16 protein-coding genes are annotated in these 24,361 nt (G+C 57.6%); 7 read left to right on the top strand and 9 right to left on the bottom strand.

Annotated features, from left to right (window positions below):
- Positions 1–78: 78 nt before the first annotated feature.
- Positions 79–594, bottom strand: coding sequence for a single-stranded DNA-binding protein (gene ssb, locus D0C27_RS04345; protein WP_035269622.1), 516 nt, complete (start codon positions 592–594; stop codon positions 79–81).
- A gap of 259 nt (positions 595–853) precedes the next feature.
- Positions 854–2,065: an MFS transporter gene (locus tag D0C27_RS04340; protein WP_022983677.1), complete on the bottom strand. Its 1,212-nt coding sequence runs from the start codon at positions 2,063–2,065 to the stop codon at positions 854–856.
- 111 nt (positions 2,066–2,176) lie between these two features.
- On the opposite strand from D0C27_RS04340, the gene uvrA reads away from it, so the two are divergent.
- Positions 2,177–5,140, top strand: coding sequence for an excinuclease ABC subunit UvrA (uvrA, locus tag D0C27_RS04335; RefSeq protein ID WP_137431525.1), 2,964 nt, complete (start codon positions 2,177–2,179; stop codon positions 5,138–5,140).
- A gap of 83 nt (positions 5,141–5,223) precedes the next feature.
- Here the strand turns inward: uvrA and D0C27_RS04330 are convergent, their stop codons facing one another.
- From D0C27_RS04330 to D0C27_RS04320, 3 genes are read right to left on the bottom strand one after another with little or no spacing between them, the layout of a single operon-like run.
- Positions 5,224–6,348, bottom strand: coding sequence for a deoxyguanosinetriphosphate triphosphohydrolase (locus D0C27_RS04330; RefSeq protein ID WP_060185522.1), 1,125 nt, complete (start codon positions 6,346–6,348; stop codon positions 5,224–5,226).
- Between the two features lie 5 nt (positions 6,349–6,353).
- Positions 6,354–7,442 (bottom strand): 3-dehydroquinate synthase, encoded by a 1,089-nt coding sequence (gene aroB, locus D0C27_RS04325; RefSeq protein WP_022983678.1) that lies wholly within the window; start codon positions 7,440–7,442, stop codon positions 6,354–6,356.
- Positions 7,443–8,048 carry a shikimate kinase gene (locus D0C27_RS04320; RefSeq protein ID WP_009461975.1) on the bottom strand — a complete coding sequence of 202 codons (606 nt, stop codon included), beginning with the start codon at positions 8,046–8,048 and terminating at the stop codon, positions 7,443–7,445. It abuts the gene before it with no gap.
- A 119-nt stretch (positions 8,049–8,167) separates the two neighbouring features.
- On the opposite strand from D0C27_RS04320, the gene D0C27_RS04315 reads away from it, so the two are divergent.
- The 4 genes from D0C27_RS04315 to D0C27_RS04300 all read left to right on the top strand — a co-directional run bounded on the left by D0C27_RS04315 (position 8,168) and on the right by D0C27_RS04300 (position 15,269).
- Entirely contained in the window at positions 8,168–10,615 is a 2,448-nt protein-coding gene (locus D0C27_RS04315; protein WP_137430490.1) for a penicillin-binding protein 1A, read from the top strand.
- 97 nt (positions 10,616–10,712) lie between these two features.
- Entirely contained in the window at positions 10,713–10,847 is a 135-nt protein-coding gene (lptM, locus tag D0C27_RS04310; RefSeq protein ID WP_080655585.1) for an LPS translocon maturation chaperone LptM, read from the top strand.
- A 41-nt stretch (positions 10,848–10,888) separates the two neighbouring features.
- Positions 10,889–12,157 (top strand): diaminopimelate decarboxylase, encoded by a 1,269-nt coding sequence (gene lysA, locus D0C27_RS04305; protein WP_137430489.1) that lies wholly within the window; start codon positions 10,889–10,891, stop codon positions 12,155–12,157.
- A gap of 199 nt (positions 12,158–12,356) precedes the next feature.
- On the top strand, positions 12,357–15,269 hold the full coding sequence (locus D0C27_RS04300; protein ID WP_240688308.1) for an EAL domain-containing protein: 2,913 nt from the start codon (positions 12,357–12,359) through the stop codon (positions 15,267–15,269).
- Positions 15,270–16,148: 879 nt separating this feature from the next.
- On the opposite strand, the gene ccsB is transcribed toward D0C27_RS04300, so the two are convergent.
- The 3 genes from ccsB to D0C27_RS04285 all read right to left on the bottom strand — a co-directional run bounded on the left by ccsB (position 16,149) and on the right by D0C27_RS04285 (position 20,496).
- A complete protein-coding gene (ccsB, locus tag D0C27_RS04295; protein ID WP_137430488.1) occupies positions 16,149–17,507 on the bottom strand; it encodes a c-type cytochrome biogenesis protein CcsB in 1,359 nt (452 codons plus the stop codon).
- 15 nt (positions 17,508–17,522) lie between these two features.
- On the bottom strand, positions 17,523–19,565 hold the full coding sequence (locus D0C27_RS04290; RefSeq protein WP_035269614.1) for a cytochrome c biogenesis protein ResB: 2,043 nt from the start codon (positions 19,563–19,565) through the stop codon (positions 17,523–17,525).
- A 226-nt stretch (positions 19,566–19,791) separates the two neighbouring features.
- The gene (locus tag D0C27_RS04285; RefSeq protein WP_026484814.1) at positions 19,792–20,496 is read right to left on the bottom strand and encodes a c-type cytochrome; all 705 of its coding nucleotides are present in this window, start codon (positions 20,494–20,496) and stop codon (positions 19,792–19,794) included.
- 157 nt (positions 20,497–20,653) lie between these two features.
- Here D0C27_RS04285 and yihA point away from each other — a divergent pair, with 157 nt between their 5' ends.
- Together yihA and hemB are read left to right on the top strand one after the other, a co-directional pair.
- Positions 20,654–21,277, top strand: a complete 624-nt coding sequence (gene yihA, locus D0C27_RS04280; RefSeq protein WP_009459957.1) for a ribosome biogenesis GTP-binding protein YihA/YsxC — start codon at positions 20,654–20,656, stop codon at positions 21,275–21,277.
- Complete coding sequence (hemB, locus tag D0C27_RS04275; protein WP_035269608.1) at positions 21,274–22,293, top strand: porphobilinogen synthase; 1,020 nt, start codon at positions 21,274–21,276, stop codon at positions 22,291–22,293. The genes yihA and hemB overlap by 4 nt, the downstream gene beginning before the upstream one ends.
- Before the next feature lie 118 nt (positions 22,294–22,411).
- Here hemB and dsbD read toward each other — a convergent pair whose 3' ends face one another.
- Positions 22,412–24,337: a protein-disulfide reductase DsbD gene (dsbD, locus tag D0C27_RS04270; protein ID WP_137430487.1), complete on the bottom strand. Its 1,926-nt coding sequence runs from the start codon at positions 24,335–24,337 to the stop codon at positions 22,412–22,414.
- Between the last annotated feature and the right edge of the window lie 24 nt (positions 24,338–24,361).

The raw sequence follows: 24,361 nt of genomic DNA, 5'->3' as shown, positions 1-24,361 counted from the left end.
ATTGCCGAGCCAATCAACAGTTCAGGAAAGAGAGACCCTTTGTCCTGACAGGGCCAGGCCGAGCTTCATCTTGCCCAATTAGAACGGAATATCGTCATCCATATCGGCCAGATTGTCCGACATAGGAGCGTTATTACGTGGGGCCTGTTGTTGCTGCTGTTGTTGAGGCGCTGGGCGCTGAGCACGTTGCGGAGCTGGTGCACCACCGCCGCCACCGTATTCGCCACCACCCATGCTGCCGCCGCCCATATCACCACCGTCACGGCCACCCAGCATTTGCATTTGCTCGGCAATGATTTCGGTCGTGAAACGCTCCTGACCGTCCTGGCCTGTCCATTTACGGGTGCGCAGACGACCTTCTACGTAGACGGGACGGCCTTTACGCAGGTACTCACCTGCAATTTCAGCCAGACGGTTGTAGAACACCACACGGTGCCATTCGGTTTCCTCACGGCGCTCGCCAGAGGTACGGTCTTTCCACTGCGAAGTCGTGGCAATGGAAATATTGCAGATGGCCGAGCCTTCTGCGCTGTAGCGTACTTCTGGGTCGCGGCCAAGATTGCCGACCAGAATGACTTTATTTACCGATGCCATGAAAAAATCCTGTAGTCAAAAATTCTAAATCAAGCCGTATTATCGTGGATTCGTGCCTTAATTAACACTCCCTCCCCGCTCCGGGAAGGGCAGTTTTATCCATGCCATCGATCCTGTTACGGCACCTTGAACGGCGTATATGGCTAAGCACCTGATGGTGTCACCTGTTCCGCCCAGCTCTTGATTCTTGCGGCCAATCCAGCCACTTTACTTGTTGCTGCCTGCCACGTCTTTGCACAAGCGTAACAGGCAATGCCTTTTAATATTTGTCTTTGAAACCGCGCGCTGTCAGCAACCAGAGCAAAGCCAGGGCTGCGCCGGTCCACAAGACCCATTGGGTGAGCCCTCGCCCTGCCAGGATGCCGCCGATCAGGCCGCCGGCAAACACGCCCAGGGACTGAGAGGTGTTGTAAAAACCCAGCGCCAAACCTTTGTATTCTGGTGGCGCCACACGCGACACCAAGGAAGGCTGCAAGGCTTCCAGCACATTAAAGCCGATGAAGAAAAACGTCAGCGCGGCCACCATGGGAACCAGTGAATCGCGCGCCCATGGCATCACGGCCAGCACCACAATCAGCAGCAACACAGACAGTTCCAGCGCATGCTTGTGACGCTTGCGGGTCTCTGTCCAAAACACCGCTGGCACCATCAGCACAAAAGAAACCAGAATAACGGGCAAGTACACCTTCCACAAATCCTGAGTGCCGTAGCCACCCAAGGTCGCCAGAATGCCCGGTACGACGATGAACAGGGACATCAGGATAAAGTGCAGACAGAACACGCCAAAGTTCAGGCGCAGCAGATCCAAATGACGCAACACCTGTCCGGCGGTAACCTGCACAATCGAGGCGGGTGCTTTAGGCGCGCTGGGCACGACAAAAGCGGCAATCAACAAGCAGACAAAGCCCAGCAAACTGATGGCCCAGAACAGTCCCGACAAACCAAATTGTCCCACCAGCACTGGCGAGAGCACCAGCGATACAGCAAAAGACAGCCCAATCGAGCCACCCACCATCGCCATGGCACGTGTGCGCACTTCGGGACGGGTGGAGTCGGCAACCCAGGCGGAAATTGCCGCTGAAACTGCCCCCAGACCTTGAATACAGCGGCCTACCGTCACCCAGTCAATATTCTGGGCCAGCGCGGAGATCACCCCACCGATCACGAACAAGGCCATGCCGATGACGATAATCGGTCGGCGTCCGAAGCGATCCGATGCCATCCCCAAGGGGATCTGCAAGACAGCCTGCGTCAGACCATAGGCCCCCAATGCCAGACCCACACGGGCGGCATCATTACCGCCGGGCAAGGAGTGCGCGGCCACTGCAAAGACCGGGGTCAGCAAAAACAGACCCAGCATTCGACAGGCAAACAACAGGGCAAGCAGGATGCTGGCCTTGCGCTCTTGCTGAGTCAGACTCAGGCGCGCTGGGCGCGATCCGGCCGTATTCATGGTTTGGTGTGTACTCATTTAATACTCTGTCACAACTGGGCTAGCAGAGAGCCCGGATACCCGTTCACATAAATTCTGACGCAACGCGCTATAGTAGCAAGTTGCCTTTTGACAAGCCTAAATAAAGCGATGGAAGCCATCCGCATTCGTGGTGCCCGTACCCACAACCTGAAAAATATCTCCGTAGACCTGCCACGCCACCAGTTGGTCGTGCTGACGGGGCTGTCCGGTTCTGGGAAATCCTCTCTAGCCTTCGACACCTTGTATGCCGAAGGCCAGCGGCGCTATGTGGAAAGCCTGTCCGCTTATGCACGTCAGTTCTTGCAACTGATGGACAAGCCAGATGTGGACTTGATCGAAGGTTTGTCGCCTGCCATTGCCATCGAGCAAAAAGCAGCAGGCCATAACCCGCGTTCCACCGTGGGGACCACTACCGAAATCCACGATTATTTGCGCCTATTGTACGCGCGGGTCGGGACTCCTTACTGCCCGGAACACCACTTGGCCTTGCAGGCTCATAGCGTGAGCCAGATGGTAGACCAGATTCTGCAATGGGAACCTGAAACCCGTATTGCTGTGCTGGCACCCATGCACCGTGGCCTGGTTGGTGACCTGCAGCTTGAACTGCGCGGCCTGCAAGCCCAAGGCTTTGTACGGGTACGCGTCGATGGCGAGATCTCCAGCATTGAAGATCTGCCTGCACTCAATGCCCAACAGGCACACGACCTGGACCTGGTCATAGACCGTCTGCGCATTCGACCCGATAGCCAGCAGCGTCTGGCCGAGAGCCTGGAAACCGCCCTGTCCACCAGCAACGGGCGTTGCCTGGTGGTGAATCTGGACACAGGCCTGGAACAGCCCTATTCCAGTCACTACGCCTGCCCGGTCTGCGATTACTCCTTGCCCGAGCTGGAGCCACGCCTGTTCAGCTTCAACAATCCAGCAGGAGCCTGCCCGGACTGTAGCGGCCTGGGGCAAGTGGATGTATTCGACCCCGAACGGGTGGTGGCCTTTCCGGAACTGAGCCTGGCAGGCGGTGCCATTGCGGGCTGGGACCGACGCAATGCCTTTACCTACACTTTGCTGACCAGCCTGGCGGCCCATTATCACTTTGATATAGAGGCCCCCTTCGAGTCCCTGCCCGAAGCGCTGCGTCGCACCGTGCTGTATGGCTCCGGCGCGGAAGAAATCCCCTTTCTCTATTTGAATGAGAAAGGCCGCACCACCGTGAAAACTCACCCATTTGAAGGGGTGATTCCGAATTTGCAACGTCGCTGGGCGGAAACCGATTCCAGCGCCGTGCGCGAGGAACTGAACAAGCTGCGTCGCACCCAGACCTGCCCAGCCTGCCATGGCGCACGCCTGCGTCTGGAGGCGCGTCACGTCCGTATCGGGGATGATCCGATTCCAAGCCATACTGGGTGCAAGCATCATGCAGGCACCGCGTCTGCCCACTCCGCAACCCTCAATGTCGACCAGCTGTCTGACAATGCCGCACAGTGCACGCAGACTCACTCCGCAGCGCAAGGACAAGCCAAAGGACTGGCCATCTATGAAGTCGAAGCCCTGGCCCTGTCCGACTGCCTGGCCTGGTTCGAGCGCCTGTCGCTGACGGGTGCGAAAAAAGAAATTGCCGACCGCATCGTGCGTGAAATCCGCCTGCGGCTGGAGTTTTTGAACAATGTGGGTCTAAACTACCTGTCTCTGGACCGCAGCGCCGACACCATTTCCGGTGGCGAGGCCCAGCGCATTCGTCTGGCTAGCCAGATCGGTTCCGGTCTGACCGGCGTGATGTATGTGCTGGACGAGCCCTCCATTGGCCTGCACCAGCGCGATAACGACAAACTGATCCAGACCCTGCAACACCTGCGGGACCTGGGTAATAGCGTGATCGTGGTCGAGCACGACGAGGACATGATACGCACCGCCGACTATGTCATCGATATGGGCCCCGGCGCTGGCGAACATGGCGGTCAAATTACCGCTCAAGGTTCACCCGCAGATCTGGCCCAGAACCCTGACTCTCTGACCGGCCAGTACCTGTCCGGCAAGCGCCAGATTGCCATCCCCAAGCGTCGCCCGGTGGATGACAGCCTGAACTGGCTGCGTCTGTACGGTGCCAGCGGCAATAACCTGAAGTCTGTTGATTTGGCGATTCCGGCTGGGCGACTAGTCTGCATTACCGGCGTGTCCGGCTCGGGCAAGTCCACGCTGATCAACGACACGCTGGCAACCGCCTTCTCGCATTTGCTGCACCGTGCCCACGCCGAACCGGCGCCCTACGATCGTATGGAAGGCCTGGAGCATTTCGACAAGATCATCAACGTCGATCAAACCCCGATTGGTCGTACCCCACGCAGTAATCCAGCCACCTACACGGGCATGTTCACGGCTATTCGTGAGCTGTTCGCCAGCGTGCCCGAGGCACGATTGCGTGGCTACGACCCAGGCCGCTTCTCCTTTAACGTTAAAGGCGGCCGCTGCGAAGCTTGTCAGGGCGATGGCGTGGTCAAGGTAGAGATGCACTTCCTGCCGGACGTCTATGTACCTTGTGATGTCTGCCAGGGCCGTCGCTACAACCGTGAAACGCTGGACATTCGCTACCGAGGCCGCAATATCAGCGAAGTGCTGGACCTGACGGTTGAGCAGGCGCTGGAATACTTTGATGCGGTGCCAGTGGTCGCGCGTAAATTGACTACCTTGATTGATGTGGGCTTGTCCTACATCCGCCTGGGTCAAAGCGCGACTACCCTGTCTGGTGGTGAGGCGCAGCGGGTGAAATTGTCACTGGAGCTGTCCAAGCGCAGTACCGGTCAAACCTTGTATGTGCTGGACGAGCCCACAACCGGCCTGCACTTCCAGGACATTGCTGTCTTGCTGGAAGTGCTGGACAAACTGGTTGAGTCGGGCAATAGCGTGGTCGTAATTGAGCACAATCTGGATGTGATCAAAACGGCAGACTGGATTGTGGACATGGGACCGGAAGGTGGCCAGGGCGGTGGGCAGATTGTGGTGCAAGGCACCCCGGAGACTGTTGCTGCTTGCGAGCAAAGCCATACCGGGCGCTATCTGAAGCCTTTATTGCAGCGCTAAAGGCTGTCTCCCTTAAAAGACCACGCTGTTCAGGCCTCGAGCACCAAAACATGGTTTTTTGGCGCTTTATCAATGAAGAAGAGCTACATCTTGAAGATAGCGTCGTGCTCGCGAATGGCATGGCGGTCCGTCATGCCAGCGATGTAATCAGCAATGGCACGGGCCTGAGCAATCGGGTCTTCACGGCGATGCTCCGCCGCCAGCAAACGAGGATCATCCAGAAAAGCATGGAACAGCTCGCGCACAATGTTCTGCGCCTTGCTCATCATGCGCACCACCTTGTAGTGGCGATACAGATTCGCGTGCAAGAAGCGTTTGAGCTCATCAGCCTGCGCCCGCATATCTGGCGAGAATCCGGCCAAACGAGGCAAATGACGAATCGCATCCACGCTGTCCGGGCGATGCTCTTCCAGCTTGGCACGCGTGGTTTCCGTTAAATCCACCACTAGCGTGTTGATCATGCCGCGGATAATCTCCGCCACCAAACGTTGACCGCTCAAGCCCGGATATTGGGCTTGTACATGCTCGTAATGACTGTTGAACAGGCGCAGCTCCAGCAATTGTTCCAAGCGGATCAGGCCGGAGCGCAAACCGTCATCAATATCGTGATTGTTGTAAGCAATTTCATCGGCCAGATTGGCCATTTGGGCTTCCAGCGACGGTTGGGTGCGATCAATAAAGCGCTGGCCGACCTCGCCCAATTCACGGGCGTGCTTCAGCGAACAATGCTTCAAAATCCCCTCGCGGGTTTCAAAGCACAGGTTCAGGCCATTGAAGGCGGCATAGCGCTCTTCCAGCTCGTCCACCACCCGCAGACTTTGCAGATTATGCTCAAAGCCCCCGGCCTCGGGACGCAGGCTTTGCATGCAGCTATTCAAGGTGTCCTGACCTGCATGGCCAAAAGGAGTGTGGCCCAGATCATGAGCCAGAGAGATCGCTTCGATCAGGTCTTCGTGCAAACCCAGATTGCGGGCAATGGCCCGCGCCAGCTGGGCCACTTCCAGACTATGCGTCAATCGTGTTCGAAATAAATCACCTTCGTGGTTAATGAACACCTGGGTTTTGTATTCCAACAAGCGAAAGGCATTGCAGTGAATGATCCGGTCGCGGTCCCGCTGAAAGGCGTTACGGCCTTGGGGCGCTGCCTCTGCATAACGCCGACCGCGGGACTGTTCAGGGTGACAGGCATAAGCGGCAAGCATTTGCATAGGTTTTACTCCTGTTCCACCGTTGTAAAGCGGGCCAATGCCTGGCGTACCACATCAGGCGCGACCGCCTGCACCTTGGCATGGCCTAATTTATCCAGCAGCACAAAACGCAGCTGGCCACCTTCATTTTTCTTGTCCACCTGCATCAATTCCAGCCAACGGTCCGCAGGCCATTGTGGTGGAGTGATCGGACATCCGCTGGCTTGCACCAGGGCCTTGATACGAGCCACGTCCTGAGCAGGCAAGCCGCAGACCAGGGCGGAGAGCTCGGCAGCCATAATCATGCCGCAGCCCACGGCCTCACCATGCAGCCATTGGCCGTAGCCCATGCCGGACTCGATCGCGTGGCCAAAAGTGTGACCAAAGTTCAAAATGGCGCGCAGACCAGATTCGCGTTCGTCCTGGGAAACGACTTCAGCCTTGACCTCGCAGGAGCGACGAATCGCATAGACGATTTGTTCTTGTTCCAGCGTACGCATGGGCGCAATCTGCTCTTCACACCAGTTGAAGAAGTCCAGGTCGTAAATCATGCCGTATTTGATAACCTCCGCCAGACCGGCGGAGATCTCACGAGCAGGCAAAGTCTTGAGTACGTCCGTATCCACCTCTACAGCGATAGGCTGGTAGAACGCGCCCACCATATTCTTGCCCAGCGGGTGGTTGATCGCCGTCTTGCCGCCCACCGAGGAGTCCACCTGCGCCAGCAAGGTCGTCGGCACCTGCACAAAGCGCACACCCCGCATGAAGCAGGCCGCAGCAAAACCGGCCATATCGCCGATAACGCCACCGCCCAAGGCCACAATCAGGGCCTTGCGATCCAGGTGACCGCCCAGCAGCGCGTCAAAAATCAGGTTCAGGGACTCCCAGTTCTTGTAGGCTTCGCCATCGGGCAGCTCGATCACATGAACAGGCTTGCCGGTTGCAGCCAGGGCTTCCTTTGCAGGTGCCAGGTACAGGGCGGCCACCGTAGGATTGGTGACGATTGCAATGGCAGACGTATCGGCTGGCACCGTGTCTGCAAGATGCGCCAGACGCCCGGCGGCGATATGGATGGGATAAGCGCCACCCTGGGCGTCAACATGCACTACAGACATTTAGCAACCTCGTTCTTTCAACAGGGACAATAAGTGGCGCACCGCATGATGAACTGGCGCCGAGCCAGTTTCAAAGCGGACATCCGCCACTTCTTCATAGAGGGGTTCGCGCGCTTGCAACAGTTCCTGAATGCGGGCGCGTGGGTCCGCTGTTTGCAACAGCGGCCGGTTACGGTCTCGGGCCACGCGACGGTACAGCTCATCCACGGTAGCGCACAAGTACACTACGATACCGCGATCTTTGATGATCTGGCGATTGGCCTCGGACAAAATGGCCCCGCCCCCCGTTGCCAGCACAATACCGGTCTGACGCGAACAAATATCGAGCACCGCAGATTCGCGTTTGCGGAACCCTTGCTCGCCTTCGAACTCAAAGATAGTGGCCACTCGCACACCGCTACGGGCTTCCAGCTCGTGGTCCAGGTCCATAAACTCGCGCTTGAGTTCCCGCGCCAATTGACGACCAATGGTCGTTTTACCGGCTCCCATCATGCCTACCAAAATAATGGGGCGTGGGCCAGTCTGTTGTAAATGGAGCAGCTCGGCGTCTGTTAAGGGATCAGGATGTTCTACAGGCATCAGCTCAGCGGGTAAAGAGTGGTTCATTTGTGTATTATCCCATTAGCCTTCCCTAAGCACAGTCCGCTTGCTTAGTATTATTTTGTTACATTGATACTTGGTTTGAGGCCCAGTCCTGCTGCGTTTGGACTTTAAAATCAGCCCTAATGAGTTCCTCTTCCCGCTCCCCCAATTCTAAACCCGAGCAAAGCTCCGGTTCCTGGCTTGCCCGCCTCATCATCAAGACCTCGGTCTTTTTTGTGGGGCTTGGTCTGTGTGCCGTCCTGCTTGGGTCGCTTGCGCTGGCTTTGGCCTGGCCAAACCTGCCTGACCTTAGCGCCATGATCGACTACCGCCCCCGAGTGCCGCTGCGCATTTACACGGCGGATAAGGTGTTGATCGGCGAATTTGGTGAAGAACGCCGCAATGTGTTGCGTTTTGACGAAATTCCCGATGTCATGAAATCGGCCATTCTGGCGGCCGAGGACGATCGCTTCTACCAGCACGGCGGTATTGACTGGATGGGTGTTGGCCGCGCTGCCTTGGCCAACATGACCCATATGTCCAAGACCCAGGGGGCCAGTACAATCACCATGCAGGTAGCGCGTAACTTCTACCTGTCATCGGAAAAGACCTATACCCGCAAGTTCTACGAACTGCTGCTGACCTTCAAGATTGAAGCCACGCTAACCAAAGACCAGATCCTGGATCTGTACATGAACCAGATCTATCTGGGACATCGTGCTTATGGTTTTGCCGCAGCCTCACGAACGTATCTGGGCAAGCAACTGGGCGAAATCACCACAGCAGAAGCCGCCATGCTGGCCGGTATTCCCAAAGCCCCCTCGCGCTTCAACCCCATTGCCAACTTCGAGCGTGCCAAAACTCGCCAAGCCTATGTGCTGGGCCGCATGCGTACCCTGGGCTACATCACTGAGCAGGAATACCAGGAGGCGATGGCACAGGAAATCGTTGTGAAGTCGGCCCTGGGTACACCGGCGGGTGGCTACGCCATCCACGGTGAATACGCAGCTGAACTGGCTCGCCAACTGCTGTACGGCGTCTACCAGGACAATGTGTACTCGCGCGGCTTCAATATCTACACCACGATCAAGTCCACCGACCAGGAAGCGGCTTACCTGGCCGTACGCAACGGTATTCTGGATTACACCCGTCGTGCTCCTTACACCGGCCCGCAAGGCCAGGTGGATCTGCCTGCCGGTATTGAAAACGATCACGCCCAGCTGGACTCCATTCTGGATGACTTGCAGGACAAGTACCCCGACACAGGCGACTTGCTGACCGGTGTGGTGCTCGATGCCAGCCCCAACCAGATTCGCGTGGCCCGTACCGCCCAGCAAATTATTGATGTCAACGACAAGCGCGCCCTGAAGATTGTTGCTCGTGGCCTGGTGAAAAACGCCAAGGCAGACGTGCGCATTCAGCGCGGTTCCGTGGTCTATCTGTTCCGCAATGGCGATTACTGGGAAGTGATCAATATGCCTGCGGTGCAAGCGGCTTTTGTGTCGGTACGCCCGCAAGACGGCGCTATCCAAGCCATGGTGGGCGGTTTCCACTTCTCGGACGGGAAGTTCAACCGCGTCACGCAAGCCTGGCGTCAACCCGGCTCGGCCTTCAAGCCCTTCATCTACGCCTCCTCGCTGGAGCGTGGTCTGACTCCAGCCACTCAGATTTCGGACGAACCTTTTGTTTTGACCGCAGCCCAGACCGGCTCCAAGCCCTGGACACCCAAGAACTACGGTCGCACCTACGAGCCCATGCTGACCATGCGCCAAGGCTTGTATAAATCCAAAAACATGGTGTCCATCCGTATCATGCAGGCCGTCGGTCCCAAGTACGTGCAGGAATACGTGACCCGCTTTGGTTTCGACAAAGCCCGTCAGCCCGCCGTGCTGCCGCTGGCTCTGGGTGCCGGTAGCGTAACGCCTCTGCAAATGGCCGGTGCCTACTCGGTCTTTGCCAATGGCGGTTACCGCACCGAGCCCTACCTGATCGATTACGTAACCGACAGCACCAACAAAGTCATCATGCGTGCCAAGCCCATTGTGGCCGGTGATGCGGCTGCCCGTGCCATCGACGCCCGTACAGCTTACGTCATGAACGATTTGCTGCGCGGTGTGGCAACTTCCGGCACCGGTGCCCGCTCCTCGCGCGAATTGAAGCGTACGGACATTGGTGGCAAGACAGGGACCACCAACGATTCCCAGGACGCCTGGTTTGCCGGTTACACGCCAGATCTGGTTGGTATTGCCTGGATGGGCTTTGACAAGCCACGCAGCCTGGGTTCGGGTGAAACCGGCGGTGGTGCTTCCATGCCTATCTGGATCAACTACATGCGCGCCGCGCTCAAAGACAAGCCTATCGTCCCTCCAGGCCCCATGCCTTCCGGCCTGTCGCGCATCAACGGGGACTTCTACTTTGACGAATTCCCACCCGGACAAGCGATTGCCCGTGTTGGTCTGCCCGCTCCAGGTGACGGTGCCCTGCAACAAGGCGGTGGCGATCAAAGCGATGGTATTGGCGACCTGCTGCGGCAACTGGACTCTGACTCCGGTTCTTCGGGCACGCAAGCCCAGCCCTTCGTCCCCTTCTAAATCCAGTACCCAAACGCCGGCCTAGCCGGCGTTTTTTTATGCTTTGTCCCTCACAATGGCATAATGTTCTGCATTGTCCGCACTAGCTCAACACCTTATGAACAAACTACGCTCCTCCCGCCTGCTGGCCTTGCTGGCACTTAGCGTTTTTCTTAGCGCTTGCGGCTACAAAGGCCCCTTGTACCACCCTCCTGCGCAGGAAGCAGCGGACGCCCAAACAGCGCCGCGCTGATTTTCGCCCTGCTCGCTTAACCTCTGTTATTTGACGACACCATGACCGTTGCACCTCACTTCCAATTTCAGAACAACACGCTGCACGCCGAGCAAGTTCCCCTGAACAAGCTGGCTGAAGAATTCGGCACCCCTCTGTATGTGTATTCCCGCCAAGCCTTGCGCGACGCCTGGGAGTCCTATCGAGTGGCAGGCCAGGACCGCAAGTTGTTGGTGTGCTATGGCATGAAGGCCAACTCCAACCTGGCCATTCTGCAAGAATTCGCCCGTCTGGGTACCGGCTTTGACATTGTCTCGGGCGGTGAGCTGGCCCGTGTCATCGCCGCCGGTGGCGATCCAGGCAAGGTGGTGTTCTCCGGTGTTGGCAAACAGGTTTGGGAAATTGAAGCTGCCCTGAAAGCAGGCGTGAAGTGCTTCAACGTCGAATCCGAAGGCGAGCTGGAGCGCGTTGCACAGGTTGCTGAACGCATGAATGTGAAAGCGCCTGTTTCCTTGCGCGTAAATCCGGACGTAGATGCCCGTACCCATCCCTACATTTCCACCGGCCTAAAAGACAACAAGTTCGGCGTGCCGATTGATCAGGCTCCCCGCATCTATGCACGCGCTCAAGAGCTGCCCAGCCTGAATATTGTGGGTGTGGACTGTCATATCGGCTCGCAGATTACCGAAGTCAGCCCCTTTCTGGATGCGCTGGACAAGCTGATCAAGCTGATCCTGACCCTGAAAGAGCAAGGCGTGAACCTGACTCATCTGGATTTGGGCGGTGGTCTGGGCATTCGCTACACCGACGAAACCCTGGTGACCCCTACCCAGCTGCTGACCGAAGTGTTTGCCGCTCTGGACAAGAACGGCCTGGGCCATCTGGAAATCGTGCTGGAACCCGGCCGCTCCATGGTGGGCAATGCCGGGGTGCTGCTCAGCCGCGTGGAATACCTCAAGCATGGCGAGACCAAAAACTTCGCCATCATTGATGCCGCCATGAACGACCTGATTCGCCCCACTCTGTACGATGCCTGGCACGGCGTGGAAGCGGTAGAGCCTCGTCCAGTGACCGAGTCCACTCCCCGCTACGATCTGGTTGGCCCCATCTGCGAAAGCAGTGATTGGCTGGCTCGTGACCGCCAGCTGGATCTGAAACAGGACGATCTGGTCGCCATCATGTCCGCCGGTGCCTACGCCTTTACCATGGCCAGCCAGTACAACACCCGCCCCCGTGCGGCTGAAATTCTGGTCGACGGCGATCAGGTTCATGTGATCCGCCCCCGCGAAAGCCTGGAAAGTTTGTTTGCCACCGAACGATTGCTCCCTTAAAGACGGGCAAGAATGCAGGTAACAACCATTCAGCCTTAAAGAACTCTCGAATCTGACCGTAAAACAGGCCGGGACTGCGCTGCCATCAGCAGGCATCGCAGTCCCGGCCTGTTGCGTCCTGTCCTAGCCAGGAACGCACAGATTTCGCTGTCAGTGGCCAGACAGTTCGATGGTAAGCGCTGGAGGCTGTACCACCATCATGACCACCCCTGGGATACCGACACACGGCTTTGAGCCTGTTACTTCGGCCAGCGAGCGCCTGATTCGCGGCTTGAGTCTTTACGTCATCCCTTTGTTTCTGATCATGCTCACTTTATGGGCATTACTGTTCCTGCCGAATCGCTACCCTACCGTTCCCGGTCAAAGTTTGGGCATTCAGGCGCTGGCCAGCCAGCAAGAGCATGCGGATCCAGAGTTACTGACGCAATTGGAAAATGCCCCGACCCGGCAACGATTGCACTTGAGCGAGCCCCATTGGCTGCTGCTGACCCTGCCCGCCCCCTTCCCCCAGCAGGACCAGGTCCTGCACTTTCCGGCCTCCCCGATTTCTTCGCTGCACTGCCAAGACGCCCGCAGCGGCCAGGCCCTGCGTAACAGTGAGCTGGACCCGCCTACCCCGCTGTCACCCGCCCCGGTAAAAAGCTACACCCTGGAATTAGGCCAGGCGAACCACCCCGACACCGTGCTGTGCCGTGTCGAGACCTCCCGCCCCACCCTCCTGCAAGCTCAGCTCTGGGCCAGCGCTGACGTCACCAACTCCTCGATCCGTCTTAGCCGTGGCATAGGGCTGCTGGAAGGCGGCTTGCTGACCATGGCCATGTTCATGCTGGTGCTGGCCGCCACCAACCGCGCCTGGATCTACCTGCTGCTGTCAGTCTGGCTGATTGGCAACCTGCGCCTGGGTTCGATGGCCATGGGCTGGGATACCCAGTGGCTAGGCCAGATTCTGCCCTCGCAGTACATGCCGGTGCTGCGTCAGGTGACCATCGCCTGCTACTTCATCCTGAGCTATTCCCTGTTTACGGTATTGCTGGGCAACTCGATTACCACCGCCCGCCTGCAACGCTTGCTGCCTACGGTGGGCATACTGGGCCTGATCCTGTTACCCGTGTCCCTGCTGGCCCCGGCGTCCGTGTTCCAGCCCGTCATGTGGGTCAGCACCATCTACGCGCTGTGCTGCGTCTCTGCCGTGCTGCTGTCCGTCCTCCTGCACACCCGCTCGCGCATCTTGCTCTGGCAACTGGTGCTGCTCAGCATGGCCCTGTGCATGCTGATTTCAGCCATCTTTCTGGTGGCCTTTGGTCGCTCCAGCTTTGTAGAGAACTTCAACGGCGTCATCGCCTTCCTGCTCTCCAACCTGATGGTGGCCCTGGCCGTGGGTGAACGCTTGCGAGAAGACCGCAGCGAATCCCTGCGCGCCCGTAACGAACTCATGGCCCACTACCTGCTGACCCCCGTCGGCATGTTTACCCTGAACGAGTCCGGCGTCTTTCTGCGCATCAGTCCCATTCTGGCGCGCATGCTCAACATAGACGCAGACCCGAACGAAAGCACCATACACTGGACCAATTTCTTTCCCGAACAAGACTGGAAAGCTGTCGCCCAAAGCACACAAAATGGTCAGGACGTGACCATTACCTACTACGACGCCGATGCCCAGCCCTGCCAATTTGCCTTGCGTGTGGCCATCGTCAATCAGTGCATCGAAGGATCTCTGCAAGACATCACCGCCCGTGCCGAGACCTACCGCCAACTGCGCCTGATGGCCGACAACGATCCGGTTACCAATGTCCTGAACCAGCGCGGCATCGAAAAAGCACTGGACGGCCTGCTCAGCCGCAGCCAGGACGACAAACCGTGCCTGCTGGCCTACTTGGACCTGAACCACATCAAATATGTGAACGGCACCTTCGGCCATTCCTCGGGCGATGCCCTGCTGCTGAAAGTCTGCGAGCAACTGGAATCCGTCCTGCGCAGCAAAGACAAGATTGGCCGCATCGGCAGCGACGAATTTGTCATCATCTTTGAAGACTGCGAACCCGACCAGGCTCGCACTCTGGCCAATAGCGTGCTGGAATCGCTGAACAAAAGCCCCTTGCTGGCTGGCAACCGCAGTTTCAACCTGCGCAGCACACTGGGGCTGGTCGAAGTCGCCCCCGGCATGGCTCCGCAAGAAGCCATCTCCGCCGCCAGCCGAGCTGCCCGCGACGCCCGCCGCCTGCATCAGGACATGATTATCTACGGGCAGGACTCCAACGTCCTGCAAGAACACGCCGAAGAACTACGTTTATTTGAAGAGCTGGAAGGTGGCTCTTCTCGCGCGCTATACCTGGAAATGCAGCCTATCGCTGCCTTGCGTCGCCCCATGGACAGCCTGAACTTCGAGGCCTTGCTGCGCGTGCGCGACTCCTCTGGCCAGCTCATCCCTACCGGCCGCATCATCGCAGCAGCAGAAGAAAGCGGCACCATCACCATCATCGATAAATGGGTGTTCTCCGCCACCCTGGAATGGATGTCCAAACACGAAGCTCAGTTGAGCAAGACCCAATGGGTCACCATCAACCTGAGCGGCGTGTCCCTGAACGACGACACCTTCATCAAATGGCTCTTCGACATCCTGGCCCGATTCGAACACCTGGCCCGCCGACTGTGTGTAGAAATCACCGAAGGCGTCGCACTGGACGACCTGGAGCACACACGTAATTTCATGCGTCGCCTGCAGAAAATGGGCGTGCGCATCGCACTGGATGACTTTGGAGCGGGGTACACCTCCTTCTCCTACCTGCGCGAACTGCCCGCCGATGCCATCAAGATTGACGGTGCCCTGATCTGCGACATGCTGAAAAAAGAAACCAACGTCGCCATCGTCCGCACTATCGTTGAACTGGCTAACAACCTAGGCATGATCAGCATCGCCGAATGGGTAGAAGACGTCCCCACCCTGAAAGCCCTGCAAGAACTGGGCGTGGACTACGTACAAGGCTTCATCATCTCCAAAGCCTGCACCCCTGCAGACCTGCTCAAAGCCAACGCCATGACCGACCTGGTCAACGACGCCGCCGCCAGACAGTTCCTGATCGAATCCCAGGACAAGTTCCCGCCCGCCATGTAAGTAGGTAAGCGCCCAAGCCCCACAGAGGGCCTGGGTGGCAAAGGACCGCGTTTCTCACCACATTGATGCGCCTTCATTGCAAATGTCATGGGGAAGCTATAAAAGCCTTCCTGACGCCATCATCACCCCGACACCCTGCCATATAAGAGCCTGAGTCTTCTGGCCCGATCGCACCACTTACCACTGCGTAATACCCAACTCTAAATTTCGCACTTCATATCTGCTACCGCTCCGAGTCCAGGCGCGTATCTAAAGTTGGAGCAGTAAATAGTTCTGAAGATAGATACAGACATCGAGCTAGCTTGGGTTTTAGCGGTCTAGATCTGAGTCTGGCTAAGCAAAGCCACCTCAATCCAACAAACTTCCGATTAACGCCTAACCCAAAAACCGCAATCACGCCTCCCCTAAACCCACCCACTATTCACCGAAAAAATTAGGACTGGTCCATAAACAAACACTGTGAGCCGCTGGTGTGCGGGTCGGGGTGTCGGGGCGATTCAGAGTGCTTGCCGCGGGCAGAAGATCGCGTAGGGGTTCAAGCATCCTGCTGTTTGAGCACGACGCTTATGGTTTGTCCGGGGGACAAACCATCGTGCGAGTTCAGGATGCGCCCTACGCGATCTTCTGCCAAGGGCACCGGTGCGCAGCACCGGCAAGCGCTCAAGCCCCGACACCCCGACCCGCACACCAGCGGCGTCTCCCAGCGCTTATGTCACCCCACAAAGCACCATTCAAGCCCCTACCAGGCACCCGCCCCTAAAAGAACAAATAAACAGCCACAAAAAAACCCGAGTCCGGCACTCAGCCAAACTCGGGTTTCCCAATTCTACAACCGCCATTCCGAAGCCCAAACACAAGCACCCCAGAACAGCAAAAACCTTACAGCTCCCCGTAGGAATGCAGCCCCGACAAGAACATATTCACGCCCAGGAACGCAAAGCTGGTAATCAGCAGCCCACCCAGCGCCCAATATGCCGCCATCGTGCCACGCAGCCCTTTAAGCAAGCGCAAGTGCAACCAAGCCGCATAGTTCAGCCACACAATCAAAGCCCAAGTCTCTTTCGGGTCCCATTGCCAGTAAGTGCCCCAAGCATCAGCGGCCCACAAGGCCCCCAGCACCGTAGCCACCGTAAAGAAGGCAAAACCCACCGCAATCGCCCGGTACATGATGTCATCAAGCACCTCCAGCGAAGGCAGCTTGCGCGAAATCGGACCACGGAAATACAGAATCGTACCCACGATCACACTACCGATACCGAAATACAGCATCCAGGTAGGCGACAACTCGCGCGAACCAAAAATCATGGGCTCGGCACACAGAATCGCACCCAGCAAAAACACCGGAATCAGCTTGGCACGCGAACGCGTCTCGCCATTTTCCTTAACCAGATACGCAAAACCCACCATGGCCGCCAACGAGAACGTACCGTAACCAATAAAGTTGGCCGGCACGTGCAGCTTCATCCACCAGCTTTTCAGCGCAGGCACCAAAGGCTGGATCTGGTGTGCATCACGCGTGAAGGAATACCACAGCAGAAAAATAACTAGCGAGCTGATCGCCAACAGCACAAAGCCACCCAAGGCACGCGTGTTGTAACGACGCTCGTAATACATGTAGAACAAGGCAGTAATCAGCGCCAGCAGCACAAACACTTCATACAGATTGCTGACCGGGATATGACCGATGTCCGGACCCAACAAGTGGCCTTCACGCCAGCGCACCAGCAAACCCGTCATCCCGGCATAGATCGCCGCCCAGGTCAGCCCCGACCCCATCCAAGCAGCCGTACTGCTGAAAAAACCAGCCCAGTACATCACCGTAGCCAGAATGAACAGCGCGCACATCCACAAAATGGCGGACTGGGAAGAGAACAAATACTTCAGCAGAAAAACCGAATCGGCCTTTTCAATATCGCCGGTGCCCAAACCATCACCCGTGCTGTACAGCCAGACCGCCAGCAAAGCTGTCAAACCAGACAACACCAGCAGCGTGCGCAACGGACGCCACAACCACCCCAGCCAGGCCACAAACGGCACAAAAGCCACCAGAATGATCTTTTCGTAGTAATCCATACTGGTGCTGTACACATTGAGCGCATACGCCGCACCCAAAGCCAGTACCACCAGAAACAGCACATCCGTCCAGTCCGGACGGCCACGGATACCGCGCCGGTCACCACTGGAAGCGATATTGTCTTGCCACATCGAGGGAGTGGCCGAAGAAAGGGTCTGCGCCATAGTAGCTACACCTTGTCAGACAGATAGCCGGTTGAACGCCGCTTTAAGGCGATCAAACTCGAGGTTAAAGTCCAAGTTGCGACGTTGAGATGTCATGGCAGCCATGACACTGCTGCCTTGGTTGTGAGGGCGAATCCAGACCCACACACGGCGATCCCGGATATAGAACATCGAGAACACGCCAATAATCAGAAACAAGCAACCCAAGTACACAATGTACATGCCTGGGCTGCGCGCCACCTGGAATACGCTGGCCTGAACTTGCTCAAAGCTGTCCAAGGTCAACATAACCGGTGCCGGGTAATCAGGCAGGTTGGCAAACGCCAGTACAGCAGACTGAATCCAGCGATTGGCATCGCTATTTTCCTGACTGTAATCCAGCTCTGGCAAACCTTGTTGCTGCCTGATCAAATCACGCAATTCCGACAGTGTGAACTGAATCATGGGAATTGCAAAACCCAGAATACGCTCGCGCTCGGCCTCGGGGACACGGCTGATCAAGCCATCAAAACCGGCACGCACAAACGTCTGCAAAGCAGTTCTGGACGCGGAGAGCATCAGCTCTTTTTGCTCGGGCGACGAAGAGTTACGCTCGGCAAAGCGCTCGGCCGCCTGGGTCACCAGGGCCTCGTTCTGCGTGGCCGCACGCAAATCCATGAATTCCTTCAAGGAACCCTTGTCGTCAGCCGGGAAACGCACATAGCGAAACGGCTCGGCGGGCGAGAAACGCATACCGGCCAGAAACACCAGGGTGCCATCCAGCTCCACAGGCAGCATGTAGTTCACAAACTCGCGGGACTGGCCCTGATCGTCGATCAAGCGATAGTTCACGCTGGGGCCGACGTTCTTCAGATGCTGATCTTTCTTGTTGGCAGCGCTACCAGTAACCGCGGCTACGTGTTCAATCATGGCCTTGGGCTGAGGATCACCCTCAGTCAGGTTCTCCACGTTGATGGGGCGCAGCTCGGTCAACTGAACCGTCAAAGCATGTTCGTTGGGGCTTTCCTGGGCCGCAATGCCCACGGTTTCGCCCACTTTGCCATTTAGCGCAAAGGTCTTGGAACCAGGGCCTACCAAGGGATAGCCCTTCAGGCTGAGAATACTGCCGCCATCGTCAAAACCGGACTGGTAAACCGTGACACCTTTGTAGCGCAGCGGCTCGTTCACCTCGATGGTGCGCTCGAACGTATCGCCCGTGACGGGATCGGTAACTTCCACTTCACTCTTGAAGCTGCTGGGCATGCCGGTTGAGTAGTACTCCACCAGGAAACGCTTGAGTTCCAGGGCAAAAGGCAAGGGCTGAATCAGGACGCCTTCACCGGAATTGACCACGGCAGTAGCCGTACGGGCCCCCTCTGGCACCAGCATATTGGCGCGGAAGCTAGGATTGCCCAAGCCAAGTCGACCCGACTCGGGCACCTGGGAAATCAGCATGTTTTCAGTAATGGGCTGTTTGCCACCCAGCCACACTTGCAGGCGCACGGGCAATTCGCTGTCGAGCAGGCCGCCCACACAGATCACCACAATCGCCAAGTGGGCAAAAATGTAACCCAGCTTGTTGGCGCTGCCCTTCTTGGCTGCCATCATCATGCTGCCGTCGTCATCCTGACGCACGCGCACGGCGTAACCCTGGGACTGCAACCAGCCTTGCACCTGCTCGCGATTATGTTCGGGAGCACCGGCACTTTCCAGTTCAACACGATGGGGAAAGGCTTTCAGACTGCCGCCGCGCACATGCTCTTTGAACGTGCGCATTTCACGGATCATCTTGGGGGCATTACGAATGACGCACAGCGTGGTCGAGACCACCAGAAACGTCATGATGACCATGAACCAGCCACTGTTGTAGATGGACCAGATCGAGAAATGGTCGAAAAATTCAAACCAGTACGGCCCGAATTGATCGATATACGTATTGGCGGGCTGATTTTGCGCCAGAACAGTGCCGATCAGACTAGCTACGCAAATGAACATCAGCAAGCTGATGGCAAAGCGCATCGAACCGAGCAATTCCAGGAAATCGGCCGCAAAGCGACGTACGGGGGATACTTTTTTCACAAAGGCTAGCTTAGGAGGTGGGGGGTTTCACCGGAAACATCCAGACTTTGAACGCAGAACGCACACAAAGTTCGATCGCTGGACAAAACACCAACACGAGACCCGGCCCAAATCGGCACTGCCCGTTGTTAAGGCTCCCAAACTGCCATGACTATCAGGAAGCTGGGGCCAAAAAGCGAATGTCAGGCTTCAGACAGTCAGGGGGCCAATGGCCCCCTTGGACTGATTAACGCAGGCCAGCTGCGAAATCTGACACGGCTGCAATGTCGGCGTCCGACATGCGATCCGCGATGTCATGCATCATCGGGCCATTGGCACGGTCGCCGCTGCGGAACAATTTGAGCTGTTCGGCAATGTAGGCAGGGTGCTGGCCAGCCAGACGGGGGAACTGACCGGGCATACCAGCGCCATCAGGCGAGTGGCAAGCGGCACAGGCCGCAACACCGCGCTCGGGCAAACCGCCGCGCCAGATCTTCTGGCCACGTTCCATGGTGTCTTCTTTGGTAGCGTTAGCTGCCTGATCCCAGTTCACGGGCTGTTGGGACAGGAAGAAAGCCACGTTTTGCATGTCTTCTTCGGTCATGCCGGCAGCAATGGCGGTCATCAGGCTGTTGGCGCCCTCAGGGCCGCGACGAGAAGGCACAGACTTCTCGTCCTTGGCACGGAAATCGTGCAGCTGCTTGACCAGGTACTCGTACGGCTGGTGAGCCAGCGACGGGTTGACCGGAATAATACTGTTGCCGCCATCCCCGTGACAGGTCACACAGGCCAGCACGCCACGCGACATCTCACCTTGCAGGTAGAGCTGCTCGCCTTTGGCGGCATCTGGCTTGGGCAGACCAGCTGCATTGGCCACGTTAGCGGTAAAAACCACAGAGCAAGCCATCGTCAGGCTGCTTGCGATAACGACTCGGGAAAGCGCACGCTTCATTTGGACCTCGATAATCGCGAATCAATCGGGGTGCCGCATGCGCCCCGCAAAAGCCACCGTAAGCCGCTGGTCAGTACCCAGTGGACTACGACATTACTGTTTCAAATCGAGAGATTATACAATAGGCGCTGAACCAATATGGAATTACGCTGCAACCATGTCGATACTGCACCGCGCTCACTTCACGATTTCAGCTGCTCAGATCGATCAGCTGCCCCCTCCCGGACCGCCAGAGGTCTGTTTTGTGGGGCGCTCCAATGCGGGCAAATCCTCCGCCATCAATGTGTTGGCCAACCAACGGAAACTGGCTTTTTCCAGTAAAACGCCGGGACGAACACGCCTGATCAATATGTTCGGTATCCCCGACCCGCTCTCGCCGGGCGACTTTCTGGGCCACCTGGTGGACTTGCCCGGCTACGGCTACGCCGCCGTGGCGCGCCACGAAAAGCAGGACTGGGCCGAAATTCTGGGCGAGTACCTGGTCTCCCGCCCCTCGATTGCCGGCATTGTGTTGCTAATCGACATCCGACGCGGCGTGACCGACCTGGATATGCGCCTGGCCGATTGGATTGCGCCTACCGGCAAGCCCGTCCTGGCGCTTTTGACCAAGGCCGACAAACTGCCGTATGGTCAACGCATCAAGGCGGTGGCCGAAGTGCGCCGCCAACTCCGGGAAATTGGCGCCCTGCATGCGCTGCCCTTCTCCTCCACTGATCGTATCGGCTTGCCCGAAGCGACCGAATGCATCGAAAACTGGATTTCTCCGAAGGTTGTTCCATGACTCGTTTTATTCCTCCTGCCGACTTTCCAAATACTCGCCTGCGTCGTAACCGCCGCGACGAGTTTTCCCGCCGTCTGGTGCGTGAAAACCGCCTGTCCACAGACGACCTGATCTACCCGGTCTTTGTACGTGAAGGCGAGAAAGTTCAGGAGCAAGTGGGCTCCATGCCCGGCGTCATGCGCTATTCGCCTGATGAACTGATGCGCGTGGCCGAACAGTGTCTGGAGCTGGGCATCCCCGTGTTGTCCCTGTTCCCGTCCATCGACCCGTCCCTGAAAACGCCGGATGGCAGCGAAGCCGCCAACCCGAACGGCCTGATTCCGCGCGTGGTGGGCATGCTCAAGCAGCAATTCCCCGAGCTGGGCGTGCTGACTGACGTGGCTCTGGACCCCTACACCAGCCACGGCCAGGACGGCATTCTGGACGAAGCCGGTCACATCCTGAACGAAGAGACGGTCGCCATGCTGATCCGTCAGGCCCAGACGCAGGCCCAGGCTGGCGTGGACATTGTGGCCCCCAGCGACATGATGGACGGCCGCATCGGCTCCATTCGCGCTGCTCTGGACAAGGACCAGTTCATCCACACCCGCATCATGGCTTACTCGGCCAAGTACGCCAGCGCCTTCTACGGCCCCTTCCGCGACGCGGTGGGCTCGGCTGCCAATCTGGGCCGTTCCAACAAGAACACCTACCAGATGGACCCCGCCAACCGTAACGAAGCCCTGCGCGAAGTGGCCGCCGATATCCGCGAAGGTGCCGATATGGTCATGGTCAAACCTGGCCTGCCTTACCTGGACATCCTGCGCGACGTAAAAGACGCCTTTGGCATGCCAACCTACGCCTACCAAGTCAGCGGCGAGTACGCGATGATCAAGGCTGCCGCCCAGAACGGCTGGCTGGATCACGACAAGGTCATGATGGAGTCTCTGCTGGCATTCAAGCGTGCTGGTGGCGACGGCATTCTGACCTATTTCGCCATCGAAGCCGCCAAGCTGATGCGCGAACAGAACTGCTGATTCACATCAATCAGAACGCAAAAAACGCAGCCTGTGAGCTGCGTTTTTTGTTGTGTGTACGCGACGATCTATCGTCTGTTAAGCCCTGATAAGGCCGATTCGGGGCAAATCAGGAACTTCAGGCACCGGCCAGAACCTCATCCAGCACCTTGGAAAAGCGACTGGCATCCTGAAAACCGATCACGCGCAATTGTTCCAGCTGTTTCCCCTTGGAATCGAAAAACATGATGCCGGGAGGGCCAAACAGGCGGAAATGTTTCAGCAACTCCCTGTCCTCGGGAGTGTTGGCTGTCACATCCACCTGCAGCAAATCAAACTGTGCCATACGCTGTGCAACCGCAGGATCACTGAACGTGAAATTCTCCATTTCAATGCAAGACACACACCAGTCTGCATAGAAATCCAGCATGACGGGACGGGTGGTCTTGGCCAGCCGTCCTTCCAGCTCCTGCAAAGTGAGTACGCGCTGAAACTCCACTTTGCTTGGAGCGGCTGCCACCGTACCGGACGATTTCAGCCCTTCCAGTGGACGAATCACGCTAGGACGACCCAGGGCAATACTGATCATCATCATGATGGCCCAGACCGCCAGCATCATGCCTACGCCCTGACGCAAACCCGACCAAGGTGTGCGCGCTGCCGTACCGCGCCCAAATGCACCCAACAAGGCCGCGGCCCACAAAGCCAAAACGACCCAGCCAAAGACCGCGATCGTGCCAGACATCAAGGGCGAGACCATCCACCAGGCCGTAGCCAACAACAAGACACCAAATGCGGTTTTGACACTTTCCATCCAGGCACCGGCCTTGGGCAACACACTGCCAGAACCCGCGCCCACAATCAGCAGCAACACGCCCGACCCCCAGGCCAAGGCGAACAGAGCCGAGCCGCCCAGGACCACATCACCCGTCTGCGAAATAAACAGCAGCACACCCGCCAAAGGCGCTGCTACGCAAGGGCCGACGATCAGCGCAGACAGCATGCCCATCAGGAACACGCCACCCATCTGCCCACCCGGCAAACGGTTCATGGTTTCATTCAGGCGATTTTGCAGCGCTGCCGGGGCCTGCACCGTAAATACATCCAGCATGGACAAGGCCAGCACCACCAGGATCAGGGCAAACAAGCCCAAGACCCACGGATTCTGCAACCAGCTTGCCAAGCCTGCGCCCAGCAAACCTGCCGCCACACCCAGCAAGGTGTAGACCAGAGACAAGCCCAGCACAAAGGCAAAAGCCATTTTCAAACCATGCCAGCGCGATGGCGCAGGCTGATTACGGCCCGCAATGATGGACAGCAGAATCGGCACCATCGGCAAGACGCAGGGTGTAAAGGACAGCAGCAAGCCGAACACAAAGCTCAGCAGCACAATCTGCCCCCAACCTGCTTGCTTGAGATAATCCGCCAAGCCCACATCACTCAGGCTCAAGGCCGACGCGACACCACCTGTGCTGGCAGATGTAGCCGTAGACGTCGTGGCTGCGGTGTCTGCTTTCTGATCCGAGCCTTCACCCGGCGCAGGCACCGACACCACACCAAAGGGGCCTGCCACTTCCCAACCCTGTCCGGTGGGGATCAGGGTCAAGGTTTGCGTAGAGGGGGAATAGCACAGGCCAGCATCGGCACAACCCTGGCTAACCACATCAATTTTCAGATCCTGGCCCGTACCGCTATCGGCCAGAACAGGCACTCGCAGGGTGACCGAGTTGCGGTAGACCTCCATGACTTCGTCAAAGGTAGGGTCGTACACCTTTTCGCCATCGGGAAGCTGGGGAGCACCCAAATGTTCGGCCTTCTCGGTCGAGATCCCGAAGCGCTTGCGATACATATAGTATTCAGGCGCAATCTGGAAATGGATATCCAGCTGATCGGGCTGGCTCATGGCCGCGGTCAGTACAAACGCCTGTTCCGGGTCCAGAAACTCTTCTTCTGCCTGCGCCGTCAATGGCGTTGCCAGCCAGGCCAGCATCAGGACAAAGAAAACAGCAAACCACGCGCCAAGACGCTGGGCAGAAAACGGGGAACGCTTCAAAGACAAAGGCACAAATCTATTCCGGTTTTTTAGGCT

It is taken from the genome of Alcaligenes faecalis, assembly GCF_005311025.1.
Classification (GTDB): Bacteria; Pseudomonadota; Gammaproteobacteria; order Burkholderiales; family Burkholderiaceae_B; genus Alcaligenes; species Alcaligenes phenolicus.
This window is presented reverse-complemented; position numbering and strand designations above follow the sequence as displayed.

Excerpts from the sequence above, each read along its gene's own strand:
- aroB (WP_022983678.1), bottom strand. The coding sequence starts at position 7,442 with ATGTCTGTAGTGCATGTTGACGCCCAGGGTGGCGCTTATCCCATCCAT.
- hemB (WP_035269608.1), top strand. The coding sequence starts at position 21,274 with ATGACTCGTTTTATTCCTCCTGCCGACTTTCCAAATACTCGCCTGCGT.
- ccsB (WP_137430488.1), bottom strand. The coding sequence starts at position 17,507 with ATGGCGCAGACCCTTTCTTCGGCCACTCCCTCGATGTGGCAAGACAAT.
- D0C27_RS04320 (WP_009461975.1), bottom strand. The coding sequence starts at position 8,048 with ATGAACCACTCTTTACCCGCTGAGCTGATGCCTGTAGAACATCCTGAT.
- D0C27_RS04285 (WP_026484814.1), bottom strand. The coding sequence starts at position 20,496 with ATGAAGCGTGCGCTTTCCCGAGTCGTTATCGCAAGCAGCCTGACGATG.
- lysA (WP_137430489.1), top strand. The coding sequence starts at position 10,889 with ATGACCGTTGCACCTCACTTCCAATTTCAGAACAACACGCTGCACGCC.
- ssb (WP_035269622.1), bottom strand. The coding sequence starts at position 594 with ATGGCATCGGTAAATAAAGTCATTCTGGTCGGCAATCTTGGCCGCGAC.
- D0C27_RS04330 (WP_060185522.1), bottom strand. The coding sequence starts at position 6,348 with ATGCAAATGCTTGCCGCTTATGCCTGTCACCCTGAACAGTCCCGCGGT.
- lptM (WP_080655585.1), top strand. The coding sequence starts at position 10,713 with ATGAACAAACTACGCTCCTCCCGCCTGCTGGCCTTGCTGGCACTTAGC.
- D0C27_RS04340 (WP_022983677.1), bottom strand. The coding sequence starts at position 2,065 with ATGAGTACACACCAAACCATGAATACGGCCGGATCGCGCCCAGCGCGC.
- D0C27_RS04315 (WP_137430490.1), top strand. The coding sequence starts at position 8,168 with ATGAGTTCCTCTTCCCGCTCCCCCAATTCTAAACCCGAGCAAAGCTCC.
- yihA (WP_009459957.1), top strand. The coding sequence starts at position 20,654 with ATGTCGATACTGCACCGCGCTCACTTCACGATTTCAGCTGCTCAGATC.
- uvrA (WP_137431525.1), top strand. The coding sequence starts at position 2,177 with ATGGAAGCCATCCGCATTCGTGGTGCCCGTACCCACAACCTGAAAAAT.
- D0C27_RS04300 (WP_240688308.1), top strand. The coding sequence starts at position 12,357 with ATGACCACCCCTGGGATACCGACACACGGCTTTGAGCCTGTTACTTCG.